This window comes from Streptomyces sp. NPDC087422, assembly GCF_044744145.1.
Lineage (GTDB): Bacteria > Actinomycetota > Actinomycetes > Streptomycetales > Streptomycetaceae > Actinacidiphila.
Map to the genome: position 1 here is coordinate 582,772 of NZ_JBIUXT010000001.1, position 23,944 is coordinate 606,715.

The window sequence follows — 23,944 nt, forward strand, 5'->3', positions numbered from 1 at the left end:
GACGTCTCCTCAGCGCTTGTACGGGACATACGTGGATGAGTTCCGGGTGCCCCCCTGCTGGAGCCCCTTCGTGACCACGTCGATGAGCTTCTTCTCCGTCACGACAGAGCCCGTGACCTGCACATCGGCGTGGTAGTGGTGGTGGACGACCATTCCGGTGTCACGCGGCGCTACGGCCGGTCCGGCGCCGGTGAGGCTTGCGCCCTGCTGGACGGCCATCGCGAGGCCCTGTGCCGCGATGGCGGCGTGCTTGGTGGACCGGTTGATGCCGACGGCCATTCCCTGGGCGGTGTAGTCGCCGAGCCGGGCCATCACCGCAGAGGGCGACTTGATCCCCAGGGCTTTCTTGATGGCCGCCTGCATGGATCTGGCGATGCGCAGCATCTGCGCTTCGATCGCCTTCTCCTGCGACTGAAGGCCCTTCACGATGCCCTGAGCGGACTTGATCCCGGCCCCGTACATGCTGTCCGCGACGGCGGCTCCAGTGGAGTTCGCCGCCGATGACAGGCTGGCCTGGAGGCGGTTCATCTCGGCGATCTGCGCACCGTTGCCTGCGGAAAGCGCCAGTGCGGTGGCACCGCCCTGATCGACACCGGCTGCTGCGAGCTGCTGAAGGAGGTCGCTCCGCAAGCCCTTCTTGCGGAGCTGGTTCAGTTCACTGGCGAAGTCCTTGGCGGCCTGAACGCGCTGCCGCATCTGCGCGAGGATGTCGGTGGTGGCGACCGCGCGGCCTTCATCCGGACTGGCCGTGATGATCGACGCGTTCTGCATGATTCCCGAAGCGACGCTGCCCCGTTCGTCGGTCCAGGCTTTCTTCAGGTCCGACAGCTTCTTCTGGGCCGACTTCAGGCGGCTGGCCACGGAGTCCCGCTGCGACGCAAGCTTCAGCAACTGGGCGTTCTCACGCCCGACCAACTGCTGGAGCCTCTTGTGGCTCGACCCGAAGTCGACATACAGGTCACTTGCGATGCGCTTGGCGGCGGCGCGGACATTCGCCGTGGACCCGGTCAGTCCCTGGACCAGGCCGTGGATGACGTAGGCGCCGAGCTGCCGGAAAACCCTGGACGGCGACTGAATTCCGAGGACGCTCTTGAACTCCGAGGCCGCCGAGTGCCCGAGCCCCTTCACTTTGCTCATCAGGGAGCCCGTCATCGACTCGATGCCGTTCGTGAGGCCGCGGATGAGATCCTGTCCGGCGCCGTAGAGGAGGGTGCCGAGGGAGCCCACCGCGCTGACGACTCGCCCCGGCAGGCCGCGGGCCCAGGACACCAGGCTGGTTGCTGTTGTCACCGCTGCCGTCTTGGCCCGCCCGAACGCCGACGTCGCCCACGACGAGAGGCGCCCGCCCAGGGCGGCCACGGCGCCTAGGATCCGGCCAGGCAGGCTGCGGGCCCACTCGACGAGTGTCGAGCCGACCCCCGCAACGGCGTGGTAGGCGGCGGAGAAGCCTCTGCTGATGGACCCCCAGTAGTGGATGATCAGGGCGGCGGCGATACCGATGGGTCCGCCTAGCAGTCCGACGAGCAGCGGCCAGTGGGCGCGCACGAAGCCCGTCACGGCGCTGATCGTTGAGGTGAAGGCGCCGCTGATCTGGCGCCAGTACCTCACTACGACGGCGACGGCGATGCCGATGGGTCCGGTGATGATCAGGACGATGGGCAGCCAGTGCGCGCGGACGAATCCGACCACGGCCATGACTGCGGTGGTGATCGCACCGAACGCGGCCTGCACCCCGGTGCGGAACCACGCGAAGTGCGTGTAGGCGTAGACCAGTCCGGCGACGACCGCCGCAAGGGCGAGGACGATCAGCATGATCGGGTTGGCGTCCATGGCGATGTTCAGCGCCCACTGCGCCAAAGCGGCGGCCTTCTCCGCGATCGTCGTCGCAATGAGCTGGACCTTCTGGAGGGTCCACGCTGCTGCGGCGCGCAGTCCGGCCACAGCGGACGCCAGCATGCTCTTGGAGAATTCGAGGGCCGCAACCGACGCGGCGCGGAGCGCTGTCGCGGTGGATTTGGCACCGCTGACTATGCCGGTCCAGGCGCTCTTGCCCGCAGTGGCCGCGGCGGTTGCCATGCGGCGGCCGAAGTCTGCGGCGGCGCTCGCAGCCTTCCGCGCCCCGCTCTGTGCGCCCTGCCAGGCGTACATGGCCTGGAGGCGCATGGTGGTGAACGCGCTCACGGCGCCGGCCCGGGCGGATGCCGCACCGGCTTTGATGCCGTCCATGGCGTACATGCCGCGCAGGCGGATCGTGTCCAGGGCCGACTTGATGCCCGCACCTGCGGAGGTGAAGCTTCGGCGCAGCGCCCCGCCGAAGGTTCCGGCCCGGCCGGACGCCTCGGACGCGGCGAACTCTGCGGAGGCGAACCCGCGGACGACGTTCGCGCCCGCCGTGACGGCTGTCACGCCTATTTTCGCGAAGGCGGCGACGGCTTTCCCCGCGCCCCATATGAGTTTGCCGACGTATGCGACGACGGACAAGGTGAGGATGCCGCCGATGACACTGGCGAGGGCGAGAGCGGCGTTCTTGTGCTGGCCGAGCCATGCGGTTGCGGCGGTGAGTACGGGGATGAGTTTTGTGCCGATCTCGATGGCCAGTACGGAGATCGTCTGCTTGGCTTTGGCCAGTTGTACGTTGAAGAGTTTGGAGGTGGCGTCCCAGCCCTCAACGTCTTTGGAGGCGTGGGTGAAGGATGCGGAGACCTTGTTGACGCGGTCCTTGAAGCCGTCGGTGTTTTCCCCGGTGAGCTGGAGGGTGGTGTTGAGGCCGGTCGCGCCGCCGGTGAGTTTCTTGATCGCCTCTGTGTAGGTCTGTGCTGCGGGGCCGCCGCGCTTGAGTTCGGCGCTGAAGCCGTTGCTGCGGTTCTGCAGTGTCGCGTACTGCGACAGGAGATTCGCTTGTGCTGGTGGCAGTGTCTTGAGGGTCTGCCGCCAGTCGCCGAGGTTGATGGTGCCCTTGGCGTAGGAGTCCGCCAGTTTGTGGAGGCTCGAGGGCATGGCCTTGACCATGGTGTCCGCGTCGGCGGCGGCCTGCTTGGACTTGTTGAATGTCGACATCAGGACGGTCCCTGACGGTCCCATTTTCTGAAGGACTGTCTGCGACAGGAGGTCCAGGGTGCCGGTCAGGCCGCGCTTGCCCAGCTTGGTGGAGATGTCTACTGATGACAGGCCGAGGCGCTGCATTTCGACGACTGCGACGTTGTTGGGCGCGGCCAGATTCCGGATGGTGTTGGACAGTTCCTGGGTGGCCTCGCGGGCGGAGGTGCCGTGCTGCGTGAGGGTGGCGATCGCCCCGCTGACCTCACCGAAGCTGATCTTGTTCGCGGAGGCGATGGGGATGACCGTGGAGAGGGAAGAGGCGAATTCCTCCATGGTCATTTTGCCTTCGCCCGCAGCCGTTTTGAGGCCGTTCATGACCCGGACGGAGTCGCTGGCCTTCAGGTGATACGAGGCCATGACGCTGGTCATGGCGTTGGTGACCGACTCCAGGGACGCGTTCTCCTCGCGCGCACCCTGCGCCGCCGCTTTGAGGACTTTCAGGCCGTCGGCACCGCGAAGACCGGCCTTCTCGACCTGGTACATGCCGTCGGTCAGGTTGTGCCAGTCGGTACCGGTGCCCTTGGCGATGTCGAGGATGCCCTTGCGGACCGTGGCCAGGCCCTTCACCGACTCGCCCGCAGCCGTGTGCAGCACCATCGTCTGCGCCTGGAAGTCGCCCGCCATCTTCACCGACACGGCGGCCACGCCCACACCGATGAGCGACACCTGCTTGCCGAATTTCGCCGTCGCTGCGGCGATCTTCGCGCCGCTGGCCCGGATCCGGCTGCCCGAGGTGTCCGCGATCCTGGTGGCCTCGGCCATTTCCGCCCGGTAGTGGCTGATGTCGCCCATCAGGCGGGCTACGACCGGGGGAAGGAGGGCACCTCCCGACATGACGTCTCCCCTCGGCTGGGTGAGCTGTCTGCCGGTGGCGGGTCAGCGGGCCTTCGACAACGCGGCGAGCCACGCCTGGTGGTAGATGCCAGCCAGGAGGCCGGATGCGACGGCGCGCTCGAAGGTGGGCCGCACGTAAGGGCGTGCGGGCAGCGTGGTGGTGCCTCCGCGCCCGGTGACGCCTCCGAGCCCCTGGATGCGCCCGTAGACGGCGGTCGGCCCGATCTGGGCCTCCCACCGGCCCCTTCCGGCAGGCAGGGGGCCTTTGACGGTCACAGACCGGCGGAGAGTCCCGGTGACCAGTGCGGGCGGCTCACCGGGGCCCGACGGTGTCGGGGTCCCCTTCCGGTGGCTGCGCGCGGTCAGGGTCTTCTTGATCTCCCCTTCGAGAGCATGGGCGCCTTTCGCAGTAGCGACCCGTGTTGCGGCATCCGCGAGTTTCACGGTGCGGGCCATGGCCGCGGTGAGTTCCGTGAGGCCCTCGATGCGGATGCCGCCTCCGGCCATGGGTCACCCCTTCTCGGCATCTTCCATGGCCCGGCGGTTAGCACGCTCCTGCACCCGGTCCACTTCCCGCCCGATGACCGCGAATGGCGTGTCGAGCCATGCGGGCAGCTCATCAACCTGGCCGGGAGTCCACCCGAACTTTTCGGCGTACCAGTAGTAGGTCCACGCTTCATCGAGCGCGGTGACCGGGTGACCGGCGGGAACTTCATGCCCCTCCAGACGCGCTCTCAGGCGGCGGAGGGCTCGGTAGGGGACGCCGGGTCAGCGATCTGCTTGGGGTCGGCTGGGTTCGCCGGCTCGGGGAAGATCACGGCGCGGGCGGGTTCGATGGCCTTCATCAGGGCGTCGTCGTCCTCGATCGGCAGGAGGTCCAGGGACTCCAGGGACTGCGACGGCAGCGGCAGGTCGTAGGACCAGTCGATGACGAGAACGGCGAGGAGGCCGTCCGTCATCTCGTAGGCCATGGCGAGGAGCTTGTCGCCCTCGCCGTTGACGTTGGCCATGGCCTTCTTCTTGTCGCCGCGGCGCAGGGTCCTGGCGTCCTTGAGCTGAATCCAGGCGCCGGAGGGCAGGGTGATGCGTTCGGTGGTGGACATGGGGTGCTCCGATGAGGGTGTGGGAACGCCGGGGCTAGAAGGTGCCGGGGGCGATGTTGTTGGTGACGGAGATCTTGCAGGGGCTGTAGCCGCCCGAGCCGCCCGCGTTGGCGGTGTTGAGGACCGCGTTGAAGCTGGTGCTGTACTCGACGGCGGTTTTCGTCCCGTCGGGTTCGACCTCGGTGAATGCGGCGATGCCCAGGTCGATCTGGAAGACCACCTTGCTCGTCCCGGTGAGCCCGTTGTCGAGGAGGAGCTGCAGGGACGGCTGCGTGTTGTTGAGCATGTACAGCAGCGGGGATTCGTCGGCGGCGACGAAGTTCAGTTTGCCCGCGACGGTGACGCCGCCTCGCTGGATGATGTACGGCGTCTGGGAGCCGTTGGCCGTGTAGTACGGCGCCAGTTCGCGGGTGATGGTCAGTTCGCCGTCGGTGCTGGTGTTGACCAGGGTGCCGCCGGATGCGGGGCCGCCGATGCCGACGAGCATCCGCCACGACGCGACCGGGAGCACTGTGGACGGGGCCGCGGTCGGCATCGACCCGAGGGGCACCGAAGGGTAGGTCGTGGCCTTCCCGGACCACGTCAGGAGCTCGCTCTCGGCGTTCCACTTCAGGCCGACCTCGGAGAAGCAGGCGCCGGGGTACTGGCGGGCGCCCGAGGTGGCGGTGGGGCCGAGGAAGTGCGTGATCGTGTGGGAGATCGGCTGCCCGGTGCCGGAGTTGAGGAGGCTGTGGGTGTGGGTGTACGGCCCGGTGACAGGCTGAAGGGCCTGCGACGACGCGTGCTGGAAAAGCAGGCCGCCCGTGGGTGTGGCCAGCGGGATCGTGTACGGGCCCGAGCCGGTGGGGGTGCCGGTGGTGAAGACCTCTGCGGTGGCACCGCTGCCGATCTGGAGGGGGGTGCCGTTGGGAATCGTCGCCGTCGCGCTGATCGACGTGGCGCCGACGGCAGCCGTTGAGGCGAGGGTGGTGCCGCCGCTGCCGGTGGAGGTGCCCACCGCCGACCGGTCGCCGAGGATGTTCCGCAGGAAATGGCCGAGGCCGTCACCGTAGGCGGGTCCGCCGAGTTCGAGTTCGCCGGACTTCACTCCCTGGATCTTTGCGAAGCTGTCGGTGGCCATGCTGCCGCGCCACGACTTGTCGTCCAGCCATGTCGGATTGTCCTTGGGTTTCACGTCGTCCACCAGGACCGTGGCGGTCATGGCGACAGGCGTGCCCTGGACGGCTTCGCTGGCGATGCCGACGAACTGTTTGGCCGGGGCGTAGGTCACAGGGGTGCTCACCGGTCACTCCTCACTGGACGGGGCCGGGTCGTTGTCGGCGGCCTGGTTGGGCTTCTTGCGGGTGGTGGTCCAGCGGCCGTCGTCCGGTGGGCCGAACGGCCAGTTGAAGACGGTGGCTGTGACGGGGGATTCGCCGGGGTCGCCTTCGCTCTCGGGGCGGCCGGGGTTCGCCGCTCGGGCGGTGAGGGGCACCTGCGGGTACACGCAGTCGGCGCCGTGTGTGTACTCATAGACGCCGGGCTCTGGGCCGGTTCCGGCATCGTCGGCGTCTGCGGACTGGCCGGGGGCGGTGGTGTGCGTCTGGGGGCTTTCCGCCGCGGCTTCCTCGGCGGGGTCCTTGCTGGTCTTGCTGGTGGGCATGGCGAACTCCGCGAGGAGAGAAATGAGGCGGGTCAGGCGTTGACGAACTCGACTGCGGCGAAGGCCACTTCGAGGTAGGACTTGGTGAGCCCGGCTTTGGTCTCGGACTGCCCGTAGGTGAAATCGAGGCCGTCGGCGCCGCCGTCGATGTGTTCACCGGCCTGGAAGACGGCCTGACCGAGAGTGCGGTCTTCGCGCATGTGCTGGGCAATCGCGTCTCGGAGCGCGTACACGTCGTCCTGGGCGTCCTCGGCATACGGGGTCCGGGAGCGGATGTAGCAGCACAACTGCACTTCGTAGGTGCACTGCTTCATGCCGTTCGTGGCACCGCCGAGTGCGATCCGGTGTTCGTTGTGCCGTGGGATGAACACGATGATCTGGACGCCGGTGCGCGCCCCGGCGTCCAGGCCGTGGAAATAGTCGCTGAGTCTGTCGTCGCTCGCCCAGGCGCGGCGCACCACCCCGACGCCGGCGCTTTGGAGCGGTGACGACCGGTAGGTGCGGGTGTCGGGGTCGTAGGGGCCGCCGAAGTAGCGGCAGATGCCGTCGAGGGCGGTCTGGATGCTCATCTGACTCTGCCGTAGGAGGCCAGGGTGCGGGCGGCGGCTGCGATGAGGCCGGACCCGTTGCGGGGGTCGTTGCGCCGGGTGTCCGAGCCGAGGCCGGTGTTCGGGAACTCGTCCTCGGCTGTCGAGTCGGGTCGCATCAGGGTGGCTGTGACGTACTGGACGATGGCGTTGCGCATTTCGGCGGGCATCCCGGAGAAGTCGTGGGCAGCCTCGTGGGCGAAGGCGGTCGGCGCGGCCAGGTCAACGGGAGTCGGCACCGGGGGGGCCGTCGCCGCGGGCGGTACCCAGGTGGGCGACACGGTGACCGTCTCCTCAGCGCCGGGCTGCCAGATGCGGTACTCGCCGCCCGGAATGATGCCTGTCGGGTCCAGCACGGTCAGAGTGCTGGACCCTGCTGCCGAGTCGGCTGCCAGTACGGTGGCGACGAAGCCCGCGGCGGTCACGCTCTGCACGAAGACGTCGCCGGACAGGGGCAGCCCGAACTGGAGCGACCCCGACCATGCGGTGTTCATTCCGCCGATGGGCATGATGATGTTCGCGTCGTCCTCAACCCAGGCCCCGGCTCCGTCGAGGGTGGTGAGTGCGACTGGGGTGAGGCCGTATCCGACGCTGATCACGCTGATGACAGGTGTGTGGTCGGCGTGGAATTTGAGGTTTCCTGCGCGGTCGACGACTGCCCGGCGGCGTTGGGTGCGGATGTGCGCGCCGAGCGGCTGGTCGCAGATGCCGTCGGCCCAACTGCTGGCCTCCGTCAGGAGAGTGACGAGGGCTGCTGTCTGGGCGTCCGGGTCGGGGTCGCCGGGGCGCAGGCCGTCGGTGTCGAGGTAGGTGGGGTGGGCGCGGAACGCTGCGGCGGACACGTAGGGCGTTGCAGGCACGGCGCTCACCTCCTGCTGGTTGGTGGTCAGGTGTTGTTGCGGGCCCAGGTGCCGTGTTCGCAGCCGTGCGCGAAGGCGCCGTCGGCCCAGCCGTTGGGGAAGCATGCGGGGCACGGCTGCCCGACCGGCTGGAGGTCGCTCTTGTCGGGTTCGGCCGGGGTGGCCTCCGGCTCTTTGCTGTCGCCGTCAGCGGCCGGGTCCGTTGTGTCTTCCGGGGTGGCGGGGTCGTCGGGCTTGGTCTCTGCGCGCTTGCGCGGGGGCATGCCTACTCCTTCTCGCAGGTGCCGCCGCAGCGGCCGCAGGTCTTGATGAATGCGGCGAATCCGCAGTCGGCGCAGCGGTATCCGCCGCGAACCCGGCCGCCGAGGTTCGCCGGGAACGCCCCGTACTCGCGCAGGGCGCGTTCGTGCTGGGCGTTGTCGACGGTCACTGTGCCGTCACGCCCGGCGGTGTACGCGGTGGTCGTGCCGGTCTGGGCGCCCTGGATGTCGATGCCGCGCACGGCACTGTCGGGCAGGCACAGTCGCGCCATGTCGTCCTCCGGGAGGGCGTTGAGGGTTGCTCCTGCGGCCCCGCACCCTCGGGCGGGGCCGCAGGAGGTAGGGGCTACGCGGCCTTGATGCCGGTGATGGCACCGTTCCAGGCGGGGGCGTAGCACAGCATCGCCCCGAACCAGTAGCTGCTGGACTCGAAGGCGAACTGACTGACGGGCCAGTCGATGCCCATGAGGTCCTGCACATTGAAGACCGCCCACACATCGGAGACCTGGGAGTCCGGGATGGGGAGGCTGTCGGACAGGATCACCGAGCTGCCCTGCGGCATCCACGGGTGGACCTCGACGGCGACACCCTTGCCCGTGACCTCGTTGATGATCGTGTTGACGACATCGCCGATGGTCACACCGGTGAGCTGGTCCTGGGTGAGGGTCATCCGGTAGTTGGACGACGTCGCGGTCTTCAGCGAGTCGCTGAGCTGCTTGCGGTCCGCGCCGTTGAGCAGGGTGCGGTCCGGGTCCGCCTTCACCGCGGTGTAGAGGGCGACGAAAGCGTTCTGCCACTCCACGCCCGGGTTCGCGGTGCTGAGGACGCCGTTGAGACGGTTCACGTACCCGGAGTCTGCTCCGGTGCAGATCGGCAGGATGCCGTCGTATCCGGCCGCGTAGGCGGTGGTGTCGGCGGTGACGGCGCTTGCGGCGGTGCCGGAGGTGGGCAGCGCACCCTGGATGGTGAAGGTGTTGTATCCGGACCGGCCTGCGTACCAGCGGGAGCCGTCTCCGGGGTCGGAGGCTCCGGTGGAGACGTACACGCGCATGCCGGTCGCGCCGCTGGGGAGGACGGCGGTGACGTCGACGACCTGCCCGTTGGTGACGGCGACGGTGGCGGCGGAGGTGAGAACGGACTGCCCGAAGTCGCCCGCGTCTGAGGTGACCTTGATGTACAGGCTGGTGGTGGCACCGGAGATGCCGACCTCGGAGCCTGCTGCGGACCGGGCGGTGGCCGTCACGCCGGTCGGGGCTGCGAGCGCCCCGAGGAACCCGTTGCCGCTCGTGCCGCGGCCCATGAGCATCATGCGCTCTTCCAGCAGCATGCTGGAGTACAGGAGGCTGGTGCGGGAGAGCTGCCGGATGTCCTGGTAGCCCTGTCCGGCGTACTGCGCGGACCAGGTCACCGCGTCGGACACGGAGAACTGGCTGTACGACACGTTCTTGTCGTACCCGGCGTAGCTGATCTTCGGGCCGCGCGCGTAGTTCAGGCTGTTGGCCGCACCGGACGGGGCGAAGTTCGTCTGGGTGCTGTCCTGGATGCCGGGGTGGATGTTGCCGACGCCGCCGGTGCCGGTTCCGGTGAACCCGGAGATGACCTTGAAGCGGTGGGACAGGCCGATGCCCTTCTTCCGCGGGATGCGGTTGCGCAGCGGCGTCGGCCGCGGCGTGAGCATCTTTGCGGGGGCTTCGAGGTCGAACGCCACCAGGCCGGAGCTCAGCGGCGAGGTGGTGGAGATGTCCTTGACGAGGTCGGGCTGCTGGGACTTGAGGTCGGTCAGCGCCGCCGTCACCGACGCCAGGGCCTCCGGGGACAGCCCCTTGATGATGTCGGGGGCGTCCAGGGCCTTGGTCAGTGCACCGTAGGCGGTGGTGGGGCGCTGGTCGAAGCTGATGCCGCGGCCTTCGGTGAACGCCTTCACGACATCCTGCGGGCCCAGCACGCGGGTCGGGGCGGTATCGACGGCTGACATCAGCTCGTCGAAGCGGGTGGACACCTCGGCCTTGGAGAGCTGCGGGGCCTCGGGGGAATCACCGAAGAGAACTTCGGCCTTGGGCAGAGCCACGACGGGCCCCTTTCATACGAAAGGCCCCCAGGAGCGGGGGCCGGAGTTGGTGGAGGGGCAGGCTCAGGCGTCGGCCTTGACGAGGAGGGCCTTGGCCCGGTCCAGGTAGCCGTCGCGCAGGTCACGGTCGGAGACCTGGTCGGCCTTGGCCTTGAGGGCCGCGGCTTCCTGCCGCAGGAGGTCGGCGTCGCCGCCGCGTGCGGTTGCCTGCTGTGCAGAGGTGCGAGTGAGTGCGGGTCCGCCTGGGGTGGGCAGCGCCCGGAACTCCTCGATGGCCTGCTGCGCCTTCGTCAGCTCCGCCGCGAGCGCCTTCTCGCGCTCCTGTGCGGCTTCCGTGACCTCTGCGACTGCGGCCTTGAGCAGTTCGGCCACGTCGGCCTTCGTCACTGCGTCGGCGGGCGGCTCGCTCGCTGCGGGCTCGCCTTCGGTGGTGGTCTGGGGGGCCTCGGGCTCGGCGGCCGGTTCTGCGGCGGGCCGCGCCGGGGCTTCGGGGGTGTCGGTCTTGGTGATGTCGGGCTGGTCGGCCAAGCCCATGTCCGCGTCGCCGTCGCCGTCCTGCTCGGACTCTTCGCGGGCCTTGAACCAGGCCAGGGAGCGGACGGCATCGAGGAGGAGGCTGATGTCCATGGCCTCGTTGAGGTTGCCCATGGCCAGCGACTCGGCTTCGGCGATGATGAGCTTGGCGATGCAGGCGATAGCGGATTCGGCGCTGGCGATGTCCCCGCCTTCGGCGCCGTCGTCGGCCTTGACGAGGTCGGGGACGACGGCACGCACGTTGCGGAGGATCTCCTCGGCCTTCGCCACGGCCTCCGCGTCGGGCTCGTCGGCCTTCGCGGCCTTGATCGAGCCGTCGGGGTTCCAGTTGTCGGGCACCAGGGCCTCCAGTCCGAGGGCCTTCGCCCGCTTGACGATGTGTGCGCGGATCTTGTTGTGATCGGCGCCGCCGCGGCCCACGGCCTTGACGGCCTTCCGCAGGTCCGCCTTGGTGCTGATCGGGTAGCTGCCGTCGCTCATCGCCGCACCCGAGGCGGCAGCCTTCTTGCGTCCGGCCGCAGACAGATCGGCCTTGTCGAGTTCGGCTGCACTCGCGTCGGTCAGGCCGTGCGCCATCTCTTCGGAGACGGATGCGCCGTGCAGCCGGATGACGAGCGACGGCGACGCAGTCTCGGGGTTGCCGTCGTCGGTCTTGACGGTCTCCGCCGACACGGTGGCGCCCCCGGCTGCGAGGGCGGTGAGAGCTTCCTTCACCGGGGCTGGGAGGCGGTCGTACACCTCGGGGAGCAGACCGAACGCTTCAGCGTCGGACTTCTCGGTGACGTGCGCCCCGTCGACCACTTCCAGGTCGCCGCCGATCCCGTCGGCCTTGGCGATCTCGAAGAGCGTGGTGGGGTTGCAGGGCCGGTCGACGACGGACACCTCGATGATGTCGCCGCCGACGATCTCCCCGCCGGGTGCGTCAGCCTTCCCCAAGGTGATCTTGGGGTTCTTGATGCCGACGGAGAACCCCTTGAGGACGCCGTGTTCGCACTTCAGGACTGCGACGGGGTCGACGATGCGGGCCGCGAGCATGTGCAGGTCGCCGTCCGCCTTGGAAAGGCCGACACCGACACCCACCGCGCGCTTGCCGTCATGCTGCTCGCGGACGTTGCCGCCCTGGCTGAACCAGGCAGGCATTGCCTGGTCGAGCCAGTCGGCGTTCAGCCGCTGCTGGTCCCGGTCCAGGTCGGGTGACGCGGCGGGCCCGTACACGAGCAGGGTGCCGTCGTCGGCTTTCTCCATCTTCGTGATGGGCGCCCACGCGTATGAGATGTCGGGCACGTGTTCTCCTTCCGCGCGGGTGCGGCTCAGGTGGTGCCGGTTTCGGGGTAGAGGGTGCAGCGGCACGACGGGTGTGCGGGCGGGTAGCGGACGCCGCTGGGGAACGCGGAGCCGACGGGAAGGGGCCCGGTTCCTTCGTTGTCGAGGCACTTCTCGCAGACGCGCTGGTCGACGGCCGTGAGCCACGACGCCTCTGCGATGCCGTTGGCCTGATAGGTGGCCACCGTCGCGGCAGACACTCCGCGGGCGATTTCGGTGACGGCGACGCGTTCTGCCCAGGCCGGATCGTCGAGGATTCCGCGGAGTTCGCGGGCGAGGCTGTCCGCGCTGCTGCCCTTCGCGAGCGCGTCGGAGAGAGCTTCCGCGAGTTTGCCGAGCCTGGTGGCCGCGACGGAGCGGATGGTGATGCCTGCTTCGTCGAGGAGCGCCCGCAGTGCCTCGGGGGTGCGGGTGAGGCGCGCTGCGGTGGGATCGCCTGGTTTCCAGTTGGACCAGTCGAGGGTGGCGTGGGCGGTGAGGACGGCTTGCGCTGAGCGTTCGCCGATCACATACCCCTCGGAGCGGAGGTCCCGGATGATGACGAGTGCCTCGATGAGGGTGATGCCCCGTGCCGTGAGCCATCCTGCCGCGTCGTGCTGCGGGGTGATGGCGGTGTCGGCGTCCGAGTTGAGGCTTGTGGCAGTGTCGGGGTCCGGCTCGTCGGTCTTCGTGACGAGTCGTTCGGCAAGCCACATTTCTGCGATCCGCCGCGTGTCGGCCGCTGCCCGCATGGCGCTGCGGATCACGGGTGTCCAGTAGGTGACGGCGGTTTGGTCTGGCCCCCATCCCGGCCATTGCCGCGCCGAGTGGAGGTCAGGCACTTTTGGGCCGGTGTCCCCCGCTTCCGCGAAGGTGACTGCCGTGTGGGGGATGTGCGGCGCGTCGGCCTTGGTCACAGTGGTGAACGCGAAGTTCCGCGCCGGGTGCGGGTTCTTCCGGGCCCATCTGCGGTACGCGGCAAGCTCCGCTTTCACCGCTTCCTCGCGGTCGCCGTCATCACCAGCCGGGCCGTTACTCTCCCCGGATGCCCCAGGCTTCCTGACGTCGGTGTCGGGGCCGTGCGGGGCGTCGAGGACGCCGTCCGCGTCGGCGTCCGCCTGCGGCGGCCCCAGTACCGGACCGACCACTTCGCCGGGGGGCGCCAGCTTCGCTGCGCCGTTGAGGAAAACGAGACCGCGCCCGGTCTGCACCATCGGCATGTCCGCCTCAGGGAAATCAAACCGGGGCATGCCCATGCGGTCACGGTCCTCGTTGCGGGTGATCCGGCCGTCCTTGAGGCGGGCGCCGGCCACCGCGTCCGCCGCTGCCGCGTCTTCCTCTTCGAGGCCGAGGAACCGGAACTCCAGCTCCGCCGGCATGCCCAGGTGCTTGCGGGAGACGTCGGTGAGGAGCTGCTGCAGCCAGCGGAGCGTCGGGAGTGTGGCCTTGCGCTGCTGGACGTCCGCCTGGCCCTCGTGCCAGCCGGTGGAGCCGAGGCCGCCGGTCTCGGTGAAGCCAAGCTCTGCGATGGTCACGTCGAAGTGCGCGGCGATCTGCTTGACGAGGAACAGGTCGTACTCGGGCTTGTACCTCTCGGCGACGTCGCCCTGGGTTTCCAGGTCCATGCCGGGCGGCAGGACCCGGAGCCGGTGGCGTGCCGCGGTGCCCCCGGAGTATGTGTCGTTGAGGTCGGTTTCGTACTCGCGGACCTGCTGCGGTGTCCACTGGGACTGCCCGTTGGAGGTGATCCACCCGGTGGGGAGGGTGCCCTCGGTGTATTCGTCGCGGATCCACTTGCGGCGGCGCAGCCACACATCGACGTCTTCGAGGGCCTGCTCGACTGCGGAGTACCCGTAGGGGGTGTGGGCGCGCACGTTGCGGCGCTTGTACACCAGGCGGTCCGAGGCGTACCCGGCGAGGACGGTGCCGTCCGCATCGGTGTCGGCGATGAACTCGCCGCGGGGGAAACCCCACAGGAGCTGCTGGAATGCCGGGTCCGGCGGTGCGGGCCGCCCGCCGCGGTGGTCGCGTAGCACTTTGATGGTGGAGCCGTCGAGGATTTCCAGGGCGTACAGGTCACCGCCGTAGGTGAGCCTCGGGTAGATCGCGACCGCGTCGAGGACGAGCTGTTCTTCGAGGAGTTTGCCGAGCCATTCGGCGAAGGACTCTCCTTGACCGGGGTCGGGCTGCTCCCAGAAGCGGGTGCAGCGCGCGATGTCGCCGGACAGGCGTTCCCGCAGGGCGCCCTCGACTTCGGAGCGGGGTTTGTCGGTGTGGTGCTGTTCGGCTTCGACGGCCTGCTTGGTGATGGTGACAGCCCAGTCGAGGGTGGTGACCTCGGCCTTGCGGATCTCGATGCAGCGGCGCGGCAGTCCTCCGGCGTCGGCGGCGTCGCGCAGCACCTTCCATGGCACGAGGCGGTCGCTGACGCCGGGCAGGTTGCTGGTGACCGGGTATTCGTTGAAGCGCGGTTCGGGTCTGCCGGTGTCGGGCCGGGGCGGGTCGATTGCGGCCGGGAACAGGGGTACGCCGGGTCCGAAGGCGACCTGCGGGTCGGTGCGCGGCAGCGGTACGGCCATGCCGGTGACCTGCTGGCCGCCGCGGGCGGCGGCGTTGGCGACGGATGCGACCTGCGCGGCAGTGAACGTCGCCGCCGGGGTGGTGGCCGGGCTGACGGCCTTCGTGACGTCGGGGTTGCTGCGCCGGAAGAAGTCACGCCAGCGGGCCACGGCACACCCCCTGGCTATGGTTCAGTGGGGAGATGGACGTACAGAAATGCCCTGCAATGGGCCCCAGCGGCTACTGCCAGCATGGGGACGGCGACGGCTTCTGGCCGGCTTCCGCCGTCACCATCGACTATCCGGTCGACTCGGTTTCCGTGATGGCCCTAGCGGAGCGCGCTGCGCCCAACCTGGATCTCCCAAATGGGCGATGGGTGTGGGCTTCAGACACGGCCTACGTGCACGTAGGCCCAGCCACGGGCATCGACGGACCCGTAGTCCTTCGCAACGTGGTGATCAGTCGCGCCGTGATGGCATCAGCGGACATCGCGGGCCTGTAACTCTCATGCGCCGTCGGCTTCACGCATCTGCCGCAGCCAGTCCATGGCCTGGGCGGCGGAATTGTCGGTGATCAGCAGCCGGGACAGTGCCTGGCTGGTGCCGTCGACCTGGTCGTCGTGGGACGAGTTCGGGAAGCTGCTGTGTTCGACGATGAAGTCGTCGATCCACGGGGCCATGGACGGCTCGGGCAGGTAGACGTTCCCCGCTTCCTGGAACGGGCTGACCGCTGAGGCGCGCGCGTACTTCGAGTCTTTCGGGTTGACCGCGATCAGGCCCGGCACCTTGGCACGGAGCTGTGCAATGACCGCTGGACCGTTGGCTTTGTCCTCGACGAGCTTGGCGTTGGCCTGCGGCCACTTCGCCGACAGGGCCTGTACGGCCCGACATGTCGCGGGGAAGTCGAGGCGGTCGCGGATCTGGTCCAGCAGGTACACCTCGGCGCCGAAGCGGGCCCACACCTGGCCGACAACGAAGTCGGAGCCCTTGGTGTCCTTGAACGCCATGTCCCAGGACTGGATGATCTCGTCCGCGCCGTGGACCGAGTTCGTTCCGTCGCTGCGCCGGGACCACTTGGGGGCCCCGTACCACCGCCAGTTGGACCGTTTGAACAGCCCGCCCTCGGCCGGTGCCGGGCGCCCCTGGTAGAGGCTGGCCCAGGTAGCGGCGCCCACATCCCGACGGGTGTCTTCCCAGTCCTTGGGGGTGCGCCCTCGGGCCGAGGTGAGGTACTCACCCGGCGACCGACCGAGCGGGTCGTCGTGGTCTTCAGCCTGGGCGGGGATGTTGATGTACCGCCAGTCGCCAGCGGACGCACCGGACAGCAGGCGTCCGGACAGGTCGTCTTCGTGCCAGCGGGTCTGCACCACGACGACTGCGGTGTCCGGGGAGAAGCGGGTGCGGGCGGTGCCGGTCCAGAAGTCCCAGCACGCCTGCCGGTAGGTCGGCGAATCGGCTTCTTTGCGGCCCTTGAGGGGGTCGTCAATGATCAGGATGTCGACGGGACGCCCGGTGAGTGCGCCGCCGATGCCCGCAGAGTAGACGCCGCCGATGGCACCGTCGAGCTGCCACTCGTGGGCCGCTGAGGTGTCGCGCCGGACGGTCAGTCCCAGCTCGGGATGCCCGCCGATGTCGTTTCGGATCACTCGGCCCCAGCGCCGGGCCACGCCCAGCTCGTAGGACACGATCGCGATGCGCAGGTCCGGGTTCCGCGTCAGCAGCCACAGAGGGAACCGGCGGCTGACGCGTTCGCTTTTCCCTCTTGCGGCGGCATCGAAAAGATCAGGCGCTTGCAGTCGCCCGCAGCAACGTCCACGAGGCTGCTGTCGAGCAGATTGAGGGCCGCAGTCTGCACGGTCCGCGGATCCATGGCGCGGGCCAAGGAGCCAGGGGTGGAGTGGTTGCCTGCGGCGTACCGCTGGCGCCGGCGCTCATCGCGCTGCCGCTGCTGCAGTTCGGCCTGGAGTCTCCTGAGTTCCCGGAGCCGTTCAAGTTTCGCTTCGAGGAGGGGTGATGCGGTGGAGGTGTCCAGCATTGGGCGCCTCCCGCTTCCGGTGGTTCCTCGCGCCGTCGCTAGTCGACTGGTTCTTCTTGGACGGGCGGGGCGCTGTTGAGTTCAGCCGACAGACGTTCGATCTCCGCGTCGACCTGGTCCATCGTGAGCATCTGAACCTTGAGGGGCTTGTCGAGGCCGAGGAGCTTGGCCCGCCGGTCCTGGATCTTGAGGAGTCGATCGATTGCCGCCAGTGTCGGCCCGTCATCGATAAGGACTTCCTCCGTGTCGGGATGCCGGCCGACTTTTCCCGAGGGGGTGATCGCGTAGTGCTGGGTGCGCAGGACGTTGATCGCTTCGAGTGTGAGTTGATCGAGCCGGGTGAGTTCGACTTCCCGGTACACCTCGACGCTGGTGCGCTGTTCAGTGAGGCGGATTTCGAAGGCGCGGCAGAAGTCCTTCGTGGCCGCGCTGCGGCTGGAGTAGCCGAGTTCCTCCCAGATGTCCTCGAAGAGGCGTCCTTCGAGGCGGGCGTTGATGAGCTTGGTGCGGCGTTCGGCGGTGGCGGCGCGTTTCCCGCGGGAGGCGGTCATGGTTCACCTCCCTCGGTCAGTTCCAGCCGGGTGGGAGTTGGGGGGTGGGCGGTTCGGGGTCGGGCGTGGGTGCTGTTTCGGGGGTGCAGTTGCAGCCGGGGAGGTCTGCTTCGGCGGGTGCGGTGCAGGTGGCTTGGTGGGTGAGTGCGGCGGTGTCTTGGGTGATGGCGTGGTGGATGCAGCCGTGGACGATGCGGGTGGCGTCTTCGAAGCCGGGCATCGGCGGGAAGACGGGCGGGGGCAGCGCGGGGTCGGCGAGGAGGACCACTTCGTCGCGGCGTCCTTGTTCGATGGCCTGCTGCTCGGCGACCTCTGCCCCGGTGAGGCGGCGTTGCCAGTGGACGAGCGCCGGGGTGCCGCACAGGCCGCACACGGGGCCGGTGGGGGCGAGCGGTGCGGGCTGGACGTCGGGCGTGGTCACGGCGCCTCCTAGGCGATGGCAGCCCAGTAGCCCTGGCCGCCGACGTTGCTGGACATGGTGATGCTGGACGGCATCGCGGTCTTGCCGGTGCCGTTGGTGGCGTACAGCAGGTTCGCGCCGGTGAGTGCGCCATTGAGCATGGTGGGGCCGCCCTGGCCGCCGCAGCGCGGTACTTGCGGGGCGGTTGCGGCGTTGAAGATCAGGCTGGCGTAGTAGGTGGCGGCCACGAGGTTGAGGGTGCCGATGGTGGCGGTTTTCCGCCCGAGGGAGGTGATGTCGGCGTCGATGCCTGCGCTGCCGAGGAGGGTCCCGCTTGCGTCGAGGAGTCCGGCCCAGTTTGCGCCTGCGGTGGGCGTCGCTCCGGCTACGGCTACGCCCCAGTAGAGGGTGGTGATGGTCATGGCGGCGGGGACGTCGATGGCCATGAGGTATTGAGTGCCGTTCGCGGCGAGGCTTGCTGAGGCGCAGAGGCGCGGTGAGTACGTCCACGCTTTGTAGCCGAGGGGTACCTGGGGGGTGTCCTGTCCCCAGAGTCGCCCGTAGACGTTGGCACCGTTGAGGACGTCCATGATCAGCCGGTCACGGTGACGCGGTACTGGTTACTGGTGGGCGCGGTCGCAAAGGCGAGGGTGATGGTGTTGACGTCGGTGGCGACCCAGTCGGTGAGGACCATGGCGTCGTCGGATACCCGGCGGAGGCCGACGATGACGTCCTTGGTACCGAGGTTGTGGGTGACCGCGATCGAGGTCGCAGAGCCGTTGCCGACGCTGGCGGCGGCGTGCCGGGCGATGATGGACGTGTCCACCGCTACACCGCCGCCCGCGACGCTGATACCGCCCCCGGCCGCGGCGACGACGGACAGCGTGTTGCCGGTGCGGGTGAGGCCGTTGCCTGCGGTGGGGAGGTTCGCGCCGCCGAACTGTGCCCAGACCAGGGCCGTGGTGCCGACGACGGGCGTGTTGGTGGTCTGCGTGTAGGCGTTGTCGGCGTTGACGGTGCCGGACGTGACCAGGACGGCGGCGGAGTCGAGTTCGGCGCTGCTGTCGGCGTCGGTCGCCCGGGTGGGCGCACCGCTGGGATTGACGACGTAGATGCCGTTGTCGGGCTGGCTGGTCTGGTCCTTGATCAGGATGCGGTCGCCGGTGACCAGGCTGACGCCGTCGATGGACTGCCCGTTGGCGTAGGCAGTGGCCAGGGGGCCGGTGGTGGTGGTCGCGGCCCGGACGGGCTGTTTCCACGTGAGGCCGGTGAGGCGCGCGTCAAGGTACTGCTTGGTGACGGCGTCGGTTGCTGAGGCGGGGTCGGCGAGGTTCTGGGCGCGCTGGTTGTTGAAGTCGGCGCCGGTGAGGAGCGGTACGGCCACAGTCGGCTCCTCTCAGGAGCACATCGCCGTTCCGGCAATGGCGGTCGGGAAGGTGATCACGGCGAGATTGTTCGAGGCGTGGACGATGTCCGCGTGGACGACCGTGCCGCCGGTGCTGATGACGGCGACGTTGGGTGTGCGCCCGAGCCCGTGGTTGACCTGCCAGGTGGCCGCCGGGCTGGACTGCGTGTGCAGGTAGTAGGAGGCCCCGGAGCCGCCGCCGAGCGGTACTCCCCCGCCCCATGCGCCGCTGGTCTTGGGCCCGTAGAAGACGGGGGCCGACGGGTTGGCGTTGTCGATGTAGAAGTCGCCGTCAGTCCCGAGTCCGGCGTCTGGCGGCCCGCTCCCGTGGCGCATGCCGTTGCCGGGCGGGCCCTGGACTCCGACAGTGCTGACGACGACTGTGGCGGGGAGGCTGACGACGACTGCGTCCACGATGCCCCCTACGGCGCGGCGGCCAGTGACGTGTTAAAGACGCCGGTAATCCAGGCGGTCCGTGCGTCCTCGTCGTCAGCGTTAGCCCATAGCGCGTGTGCGTAGGCGCTCTTGCCGAGGAGGGCAGTGGCCGAGGCGGTGAGGGTGATAGTCAGGGTGGAGGTCGGCAAGTCCACTTCGATGGAGCCTTGCGGCCCGACTGTGGTGCTCACCGAGACGATTGGGTCGCCCTTGTCGGTCACCGACTTTTGGATCGCGAACTCCCATGGAAGTCCGGTGAGATCAGTGAGAACGCCCTCGCTGTAGAAGGTGAAAGCGCGGACCCATCGGCTTCCCGCGACGGCGTTCAGGTTTACCTGCTCCTGCGCCACAGCCGCCCCCGTTCAGTGCGCTTGGACGGCGTGCACGAAGAACGGGATGGTGAACGGGCACAGGCCCGCATAGGCGAGGCGGTCCCGGTGCGGGACGGTGGCCGGGAGGATCGCGGCCAGACCCAGCAGGACCATGGCGACCAGGTAGCAGACCAGCTCAAGCATCAGGAGCCTCCTACCGGCTGTACGGCTTGTGGCGGCGGATGGCCTCACGGAGTTGCTGCTCGGTCAGGGGCTTGCCCTGGACGTGGACCTCGATCCGGGCGTCACTCGTCGCCGACGCCTTGGCGTTGAGGTCAACGAGTTCACAGACGGGGCAGTGGGTGACGCCGACGTGCAGGACGGTGGCATGCCCGCAGTCGGCGCAGGGAGCCGTGAGGTGGTCACCGCGCTGCGGCTTCGCGGTGCAGTAGGCGGCAGCAGGAGCAGCAGGCTCAGACGGCGGGACGCCAGGTGCGGTGCCCTGCATCTGCTTGCGGCGGGCGGGCGACGGGTATCCCATCGGTCACTCCTGCACGGTTTCGGTGTCGGCGCTTACGGCGAATCCGATGGGCGGCTTGGCGACCGGTTCGGGTGTGGCGTCGAGGAGCCGCCGGGCAGTGGCCTCGGCTTGCCGGAGTTTCTTCCGCCCGTTGCCTTTGACGCGGACGTGGACTTGCTTGTCGCCGGATACGACGGTGAGACGCACGGCTACTCCTCGTCGGGTTCGAACTCGTGGCATCCGCAGGGGCGCTGGCCGTCGCTGGCGCGGCATGCCCCGGTGGCGCGGTGCTCGTCCTCGGCGTGGCCGCACAAGCACCAGGCGGGCGGAGAGGTCACGGGCACGGTCGCTCCCGTCTGCTGGCTATGGACGAGTGCGGAGCGGTCCGTCGTCGGGTTGGTTGCCTCGCGGCCCGGCCCGTCTCCGGGCCGCGAGGGGCGGGCGTCGCCTTCTGGCATCAGCCCGCAGCCCCAGCAACGGCGAACCGGCGGGGCAGTCAGTGTTGGCGCGGTATGAACGCGTCCGTGATCGAGTCGGGGCCATCGGTCGTGCAGCAGGCGGGACACGGAACCCCAGCACCGCACCCGCACGCCCCATGGCTGCACTTGCGGGCACCGATAGCACCCTCGGCGCAGCACAGCGGACCCCATGGCCGGTCCGGATGGTTCTCACAGACGTGGCCGGTGTCCGCACAGGTGACGCAGTCGAGCAGCATCAGGCGGCTGCGTAGGTGCGCCGGGCGCGTTCGCGGGTCGCCTTCTCGGCGGCGAGTACGTCCATGGCGCGGTAGCGGGGCCAGCCGGTGCGGTTGATCGGCTTGATCTTGCCGCGCCGCTTCCACTGGTAGATCACGTCGGCGGTGACCCCGGCGGCCTCGGCGGCTTCGGCTGTTGTCCAGGTGGTGGAGGTGAGGCTGCCGTCGATGACCATGCTCACCTCCTGGAGGCACACAAAAGGCCCCGCGCCGTTTCGGGTCGCGGGGCCGTTCGGAAGCATGGTGATCCGGTCAAAATCTGACACGGATCTTGACTTTCGTCAAGCTGCCTGCGTAATTCGGGTCTGCGAGGCGAGTGACCTGGTGTGATCCGCGTACTCGGCAGGCGTCAGCAGCAGCGCGCAGGCGGCATTGCGGCACTCGATGTAGTCGTCACCATCAGCCCGGAACAGGGTCAGCATCTCGCAGCGCGGGCACGGCACCCGGTGGTGCTCCAGGCGCGGGTCACGGGCGGTGAACCGTTCGGCGGCCCGGTGCCAACCGGCGATCTGCGAGGCCGGGTTCGCGGAGTCACGGTCGTGGGTCTCGGTCGCGGCGGGGTGTTCGGTGAGCGCCCATTCGAGGTGCACACCCAGGAAGCGGACGGCCTCGGTGACACCGGCGCCTTCCGTGCCGCGACCGGGCCGGGTACGGAGGTGTCGCAGTTCGCGGATGTCGTCCTCCAGTTCCAGGAGTCCGCCGACGATGTGGTCCGTCAACAGCCGCGACGACTGGCCGGGCCAGGAGGCGTGGGTGGCGGAGGACCGGCCGATCGTGCCGACCTTGGGGCCGCGGGAGCCGTAAACGGCCTCCAGCCAGATTGCCGCGATCAGTTCGGGGAGGTCGGCGAGTTGCTGGCGGGCGCGGGTGGTGCAGTGCTCGCAGTGGAGCGGCTGGCCCCAGTGCGGGGAGAGTTCGTGCAGGGTGCCGAGGGTGGTGCGCTCTTCCTCGGCGCGACGCCAGGCGTGGTTACAGCGGCCGGGGCATGAGACGGGGACCTTCATGCCGCACCGCCGATGGTCGCCATGATGATCGAGATCAGCATCTGCAACGCCTGGTTCTCGGTGAACCCGGCGTCGACGTAGGCGGTGTACAGCTCGTGGTGTTGTACGGCCATGGCCGCGAGTTCGGTGATCGGAGACTGGGGGTCGTCGGGCACGGGGGCCTCCGGGGTGCGTGACGGTACTGGTCACATGATGCGCCCGGTACCGGACAGTGCCCGGAGGTGTCAGTTGGCCGTCCAGCCCCAGGCTTCGGCGAGGATTTCGACGGTCTGGCAGGGGGCTTCGGTGGGGTCGCCTGCGTGGGTGCGGCAGGTTCGGCAGACGGGTGGCGCAGAGTGGTCTCCGTCGCAGCCGGATTCCTCGCAGGTGCGTTCGCTGAATCGCCCGTGGTCCGGTACTGCGGCGTGCAGTTCGAGCAGCTTCCGGTCGGCGGCGATGCGGCGGAGGACGGCGGCCGGGTCGTTCGCGGCGTGGAACGGCTCACCGTCTTCGTCGCAGTAGTCCGTGTGCCAGCACGCAGACATCGCCATCTCGGCGATTTTCTGCCGTTTGTCCAGGGCGTCGCGCAGGTAGGCCAGCGGGTCGGTGGTCACTGGCCACCGCCCTTCAGTGCGTCCCGGAGCATGCCGGGTGTGACGACGACCCGCCGGGACAGGGCCTCGATGCGCTGCTTGAGGTTTTCGAGCGCGTAGTTCTTCTGGTGCAACTGGTGGCGCAAGTCGGCGTCTTCCTGGTGCCAGAGCAGGTGCATGGCCCGGTCGGCGGCATTGGCGACCGGGTCGCTGGTGTCGGCGTCGAGCGGTTGACGCCATCGCAGGTCCATGGTGTCGTCGCCGACCCCGAAGGCGAGCTTGCCCTCCACTGGACGCCAGCTGATCCACCAGCCGGAGAACTGCATCGCCTGACCCGTCCTCGGATCGGGCCAGAACACCTCGATGTCGCCGTTCGGGTACCCGTCATAGGAGTGCTCGATCTCCCAGCCGAGTGCTTCTAGGCGCTCCAGAATCACGGCCACGAACAGCCGGTGCGCCTCTTCCGCGTCGCTCATTCGTCCTCCTGGCAGGGGCAGCCGCCCTTGCATTCGCCGTGGGATTCGCAGACGCCACCACAGTTCTCGTGATCGCACGGCCCGTAGATCACGCCGTTGATGCACCGGTAGTAGTCGCCGAGCGGGTGACCGCACGGACAGCGGGGCGGCGGCGCCGGTTCGGGGTCGCATTCGGGGCAGCGGTGGATGCCGTCCGGGTCAAGGCGCAGGCGCGGCTGGTGCGTCTTGTGCGCCTCGACCGCCGCCGTGTACGCCTCCCGCAGAGCAGCCTCTTCGCTCACGGCCGCCATTCCTCGAGGTAGTCGGGGTGGTCGGCGTACACGGAGGCGGCGCAGCGGACAGCGAAGCCGAGCCCGGTGGCCCATCCCGTTGCGTACTCGTAACCGCCCCTGGGGAGATCGTTGACAGCGACGCTGGCGTACTCGTCCAGCAGGGCCCGATTGGCCTCGACTTCGCGGAGCACCCGCGCGGGGTCGTGACGCATGATGTGGCGCTCGTCCGCCGCCATCTCCGGATCGAACGATGCGATGCGGATGAAAACGGTGCTCAACTCACTGTCGGCGGCGCGCGCCATTTCCTCATCCTCGGCCAGCCGGGCGCGCAGGAAGCCGATCAGGTCAGTGGTCATGCGCTG

General features: G+C 68.8%; 30 protein-coding genes. All 30 read right to left on the reverse strand.

What is annotated here, in order from left to right; translation table 11 throughout:
* Positions 1-9 precede the first annotated feature (9 nt).
* The 30 genes from ACIO6U_RS02535 to ACIO6U_RS02680 all read right to left on the reverse strand — a co-directional run bounded on the left by ACIO6U_RS02535 (position 10) and on the right by ACIO6U_RS02680 (position 23,938).
* The gene (locus ACIO6U_RS02535) at positions 10-3,861 is read right to left on the reverse strand and encodes a phage tail tape measure protein (RefSeq protein WP_401714982.1); all 3,852 of its coding nucleotides are present in this window, start codon (positions 3,859-3,861) and stop codon (positions 10-12) included.
* A gap of 114 nt (positions 3,862-3,975) precedes the next feature.
* Positions 3,976-4,440, reverse strand: a complete 465-nt coding sequence (locus tag ACIO6U_RS02540) for a hypothetical protein (RefSeq protein ID WP_401714984.1) — start codon at positions 4,438-4,440, stop codon at positions 3,976-3,978.
* 227 nt (positions 4,441-4,667) lie between these two features.
* Positions 4,668-5,036: a hypothetical protein gene (locus ACIO6U_RS02545; RefSeq protein ID WP_401714986.1), complete on the reverse strand. Its 369-nt coding sequence runs from the start codon at positions 5,034-5,036 to the stop codon at positions 4,668-4,670.
* 34 nt (positions 5,037-5,070) lie between these two features.
* Positions 5,071-6,318: a hypothetical protein gene (locus ACIO6U_RS02550; protein ID WP_401714988.1), complete on the reverse strand. Its 1,248-nt coding sequence runs from the start codon at positions 6,316-6,318 to the stop codon at positions 5,071-5,073.
* 3 nt (positions 6,319-6,321) lie between these two features.
* Positions 6,322-6,678 carry a hypothetical protein gene (locus ACIO6U_RS02555; RefSeq protein ID WP_401714990.1) on the reverse strand — a complete coding sequence of 119 codons (357 nt, stop codon included), beginning with the start codon at positions 6,676-6,678 and terminating at the stop codon, positions 6,322-6,324.
* A 32-nt stretch (positions 6,679-6,710) separates the two neighbouring features.
* The gene (locus ACIO6U_RS02560) at positions 6,711-7,247 is read right to left on the reverse strand and encodes a hypothetical protein (protein WP_401714992.1); all 537 of its coding nucleotides are present in this window, start codon (positions 7,245-7,247) and stop codon (positions 6,711-6,713) included.
* Positions 7,244-8,125, reverse strand: coding sequence for a hypothetical protein (locus tag ACIO6U_RS02565; protein ID WP_401714994.1), 882 nt, complete (start codon positions 8,123-8,125; stop codon positions 7,244-7,246). The genes ACIO6U_RS02560 and ACIO6U_RS02565 overlap by 4 nt, the downstream gene beginning before the upstream one ends.
* A 26-nt stretch (positions 8,126-8,151) precedes the next feature.
* A complete protein-coding gene (locus tag ACIO6U_RS02570) occupies positions 8,152-8,388 on the reverse strand; it encodes a hypothetical protein (RefSeq protein ID WP_401714996.1) in 237 nt (78 codons plus the stop codon).
* A gap of 2 nt (positions 8,389-8,390) precedes the next feature.
* Complete coding sequence (locus ACIO6U_RS02575) at positions 8,391-8,657, reverse strand: hypothetical protein (protein WP_355344977.1); 267 nt, start codon at positions 8,655-8,657, stop codon at positions 8,391-8,393.
* Positions 8,658-8,731: 74 nt separating this feature from the next.
* Positions 8,732-10,453 (reverse strand): hypothetical protein, encoded by a 1,722-nt coding sequence (locus ACIO6U_RS02580; RefSeq protein ID WP_401714998.1) that lies wholly within the window; start codon positions 10,451-10,453, stop codon positions 8,732-8,734.
* A 63-nt stretch (positions 10,454-10,516) separates the two neighbouring features.
* A complete protein-coding gene (locus tag ACIO6U_RS02585; RefSeq protein WP_401715000.1) occupies positions 10,517-12,271 on the reverse strand; it encodes a hypothetical protein in 1,755 nt (584 codons plus the stop codon).
* Between the two features lie 26 nt (positions 12,272-12,297).
* On the reverse strand, positions 12,298-15,018 hold the full coding sequence (locus ACIO6U_RS02590; RefSeq protein ID WP_401715002.1) for a phage minor head protein: 2,721 nt from the start codon (positions 15,016-15,018) through the stop codon (positions 12,298-12,300).
* Positions 15,019-15,353: 335 nt separating this feature from the next.
* Positions 15,354-16,643: a phage terminase large subunit gene (gene terL, locus ACIO6U_RS02595; protein WP_401715825.1), complete on the reverse strand. Its 1,290-nt coding sequence runs from the start codon at positions 16,641-16,643 to the stop codon at positions 15,354-15,356.
* Complete coding sequence (locus tag ACIO6U_RS02600; RefSeq protein WP_401715004.1) at positions 16,562-16,882, reverse strand: hypothetical protein; 321 nt, start codon at positions 16,880-16,882, stop codon at positions 16,562-16,564. Before ACIO6U_RS02600 ends, terL begins: the two co-directional genes overlap by 82 nt.
* Before the next feature lie 38 nt (positions 16,883-16,920).
* Positions 16,921-17,433 carry a hypothetical protein gene (locus ACIO6U_RS02605; RefSeq protein ID WP_401715006.1) on the reverse strand — a complete coding sequence of 171 codons (513 nt, stop codon included), beginning with the start codon at positions 17,431-17,433 and terminating at the stop codon, positions 16,921-16,923.
* A 16-nt stretch (positions 17,434-17,449) separates the two neighbouring features.
* Entirely contained in the window at positions 17,450-17,854 is a 405-nt protein-coding gene (locus tag ACIO6U_RS02610; RefSeq protein ID WP_401715008.1) for a hypothetical protein, read from the reverse strand.
* An 8-nt stretch (positions 17,855-17,862) separates the two neighbouring features.
* Positions 17,863-18,279, reverse strand: coding sequence for a hypothetical protein (locus ACIO6U_RS02615; RefSeq protein WP_401715010.1), 417 nt, complete (start codon positions 18,277-18,279; stop codon positions 17,863-17,865).
* 146 nt (positions 18,280-18,425) lie between these two features.
* On the reverse strand, positions 18,426-19,217 hold the full coding sequence (locus ACIO6U_RS02620; protein ID WP_401715012.1) for a hypothetical protein: 792 nt from the start codon (positions 19,215-19,217) through the stop codon (positions 18,426-18,428).
* 12 nt (positions 19,218-19,229) lie between these two features.
* A complete protein-coding gene (locus ACIO6U_RS02625) occupies positions 19,230-19,652 on the reverse strand; it encodes a hypothetical protein (RefSeq protein WP_401715014.1) in 423 nt (140 codons plus the stop codon).
* An 8-nt stretch (positions 19,653-19,660) separates the two neighbouring features.
* The gene (locus ACIO6U_RS02630) at positions 19,661-20,023 is read right to left on the reverse strand and encodes a hypothetical protein (protein WP_401715016.1); all 363 of its coding nucleotides are present in this window, start codon (positions 20,021-20,023) and stop codon (positions 19,661-19,663) included.
* Positions 20,024-20,035: 12 nt separating this feature from the next.
* Complete coding sequence (locus ACIO6U_RS02635) at positions 20,036-20,188, reverse strand: hypothetical protein (RefSeq protein ID WP_401715018.1); 153 nt, start codon at positions 20,186-20,188, stop codon at positions 20,036-20,038.
* 10 nt (positions 20,189-20,198) lie between these two features.
* A complete protein-coding gene (locus ACIO6U_RS02640; protein ID WP_401715020.1) occupies positions 20,199-20,525 on the reverse strand; it encodes a hypothetical protein in 327 nt (108 codons plus the stop codon).
* Between the two features lie 3 nt (positions 20,526-20,528).
* A complete protein-coding gene (locus ACIO6U_RS02645) occupies positions 20,529-20,711 on the reverse strand; it encodes a hypothetical protein (protein WP_401715022.1) in 183 nt (60 codons plus the stop codon).
* Positions 20,712-21,218: 507 nt separating this feature from the next.
* The gene (locus ACIO6U_RS02650) at positions 21,219-21,434 is read right to left on the reverse strand and encodes a MerR family transcriptional regulator (RefSeq protein ID WP_401715024.1); all 216 of its coding nucleotides are present in this window, start codon (positions 21,432-21,434) and stop codon (positions 21,219-21,221) included.
* Positions 21,435-21,539: 105 nt separating this feature from the next.
* Complete coding sequence (locus ACIO6U_RS02655; protein WP_401715026.1) at positions 21,540-22,262, reverse strand: hypothetical protein; 723 nt, start codon at positions 22,260-22,262, stop codon at positions 21,540-21,542.
* Positions 22,259-22,417 (reverse strand): hypothetical protein, encoded by a 159-nt coding sequence (locus tag ACIO6U_RS02660; RefSeq protein WP_401715028.1) that lies wholly within the window; start codon positions 22,415-22,417, stop codon positions 22,259-22,261. Before ACIO6U_RS02660 ends, ACIO6U_RS02655 begins: the two co-directional genes overlap by 4 nt.
* Positions 22,418-22,486: 69 nt before the next feature.
* Positions 22,487-22,855: a hypothetical protein gene (locus ACIO6U_RS02665; protein ID WP_401715030.1), complete on the reverse strand. Its 369-nt coding sequence runs from the start codon at positions 22,853-22,855 to the stop codon at positions 22,487-22,489.
* Positions 22,852-23,310, reverse strand: a complete 459-nt coding sequence (locus tag ACIO6U_RS02670) for a hypothetical protein (RefSeq protein ID WP_401715032.1) — start codon at positions 23,308-23,310, stop codon at positions 22,852-22,854. The genes ACIO6U_RS02665 and ACIO6U_RS02670 overlap by 4 nt, the downstream gene beginning before the upstream one ends.
* Positions 23,307-23,591: a hypothetical protein gene (locus ACIO6U_RS02675; RefSeq protein ID WP_401715034.1), complete on the reverse strand. Its 285-nt coding sequence runs from the start codon at positions 23,589-23,591 to the stop codon at positions 23,307-23,309. The genes ACIO6U_RS02670 and ACIO6U_RS02675 overlap by 4 nt, the downstream gene beginning before the upstream one ends.
* The gene (locus tag ACIO6U_RS02680) at positions 23,588-23,938 is read right to left on the reverse strand and encodes a DUF6221 family protein (protein WP_401715036.1); all 351 of its coding nucleotides are present in this window, start codon (positions 23,936-23,938) and stop codon (positions 23,588-23,590) included. The genes ACIO6U_RS02675 and ACIO6U_RS02680 overlap by 4 nt, the downstream gene beginning before the upstream one ends.
* Positions 23,939-23,944: the final 6 nt, after the last annotated feature.

What these genes read in the sequence shown, in the direction of transcription:
- ACIO6U_RS02535 (WP_401714982.1), bottom strand. Translation starts at nt 3,861, where the DNA reads ATGGCCGAGGCCACCAGGATCGCGGACACCTCGGGCAGCCGGATCCGG.
- ACIO6U_RS02540 (WP_401714984.1), bottom strand. Translation starts at nt 4,440, where the DNA reads ATGGCCGGAGGCGGCATCCGCATCGAGGGCCTCACGGAACTCACCGCG.
- ACIO6U_RS02545 (WP_401714986.1), bottom strand. Translation starts at nt 5,036, where the DNA reads ATGTCCACCACCGAACGCATCACCCTGCCCTCCGGCGCCTGGATTCAG.
- ACIO6U_RS02555 (WP_401714990.1), bottom strand. Translation starts at nt 6,678, where the DNA reads ATGCCCACCAGCAAGACCAGCAAGGACCCCGCCGAGGAAGCCGCGGCG.
- ACIO6U_RS02560 (WP_401714992.1), bottom strand. Translation starts at nt 7,247, where the DNA reads ATGAGCATCCAGACCGCCCTCGACGGCATCTGCCGCTACTTCGGCGGC.
- ACIO6U_RS02570 (WP_401714996.1), bottom strand. Translation starts at nt 8,388, where the DNA reads ATGCCCCCGCGCAAGCGCGCAGAGACCAAGCCCGACGACCCCGCCACC.
- ACIO6U_RS02575 (WP_355344977.1), bottom strand. Translation starts at nt 8,657, where the DNA reads ATGGCGCGACTGTGCCTGCCCGACAGTGCCGTGCGCGGCATCGACATC.
- ACIO6U_RS02600 (WP_401715004.1), bottom strand. Translation starts at nt 16,882, where the DNA reads ATGCTGGACACCTCCACCGCATCACCCCTCCTCGAAGCGAAACTTGAA.
- ACIO6U_RS02605 (WP_401715006.1), bottom strand. Translation starts at nt 17,433, where the DNA reads ATGACCGCCTCCCGCGGGAAACGCGCCGCCACCGCCGAACGCCGCACC.
- ACIO6U_RS02615 (WP_401715010.1), bottom strand. Translation starts at nt 18,279, where the DNA reads ATGGCCATCGACGTCCCCGCCGCCATGACCATCACCACCCTCTACTGG.
- ACIO6U_RS02635 (WP_401715018.1), bottom strand. Translation starts at nt 20,188, where the DNA reads ATGCTTGAGCTGGTCTGCTACCTGGTCGCCATGGTCCTGCTGGGTCTG.
- ACIO6U_RS02640 (WP_401715020.1), bottom strand. Translation starts at nt 20,525, where the DNA reads ATGGGATACCCGTCGCCCGCCCGCCGCAAGCAGATGCAGGGCACCGCA.
- ACIO6U_RS02650 (WP_401715024.1), bottom strand. Translation starts at nt 21,434, where the DNA reads ATGGTCATCGACGGCAGCCTCACCTCCACCACCTGGACAACAGCCGAA.
- ACIO6U_RS02655 (WP_401715026.1), bottom strand. Translation starts at nt 22,262, where the DNA reads ATGAAGGTCCCCGTCTCATGCCCCGGCCGCTGTAACCACGCCTGGCGT.
- ACIO6U_RS02670 (WP_401715032.1), bottom strand. Translation starts at nt 23,310, where the DNA reads ATGAGCGACGCGGAAGAGGCGCACCGGCTGTTCGTGGCCGTGATTCTG.
- ACIO6U_RS02680 (WP_401715036.1), bottom strand. Translation starts at nt 23,938, where the DNA reads ATGACCACTGACCTGATCGGCTTCCTGCGCGCCCGGCTGGCCGAGGAT.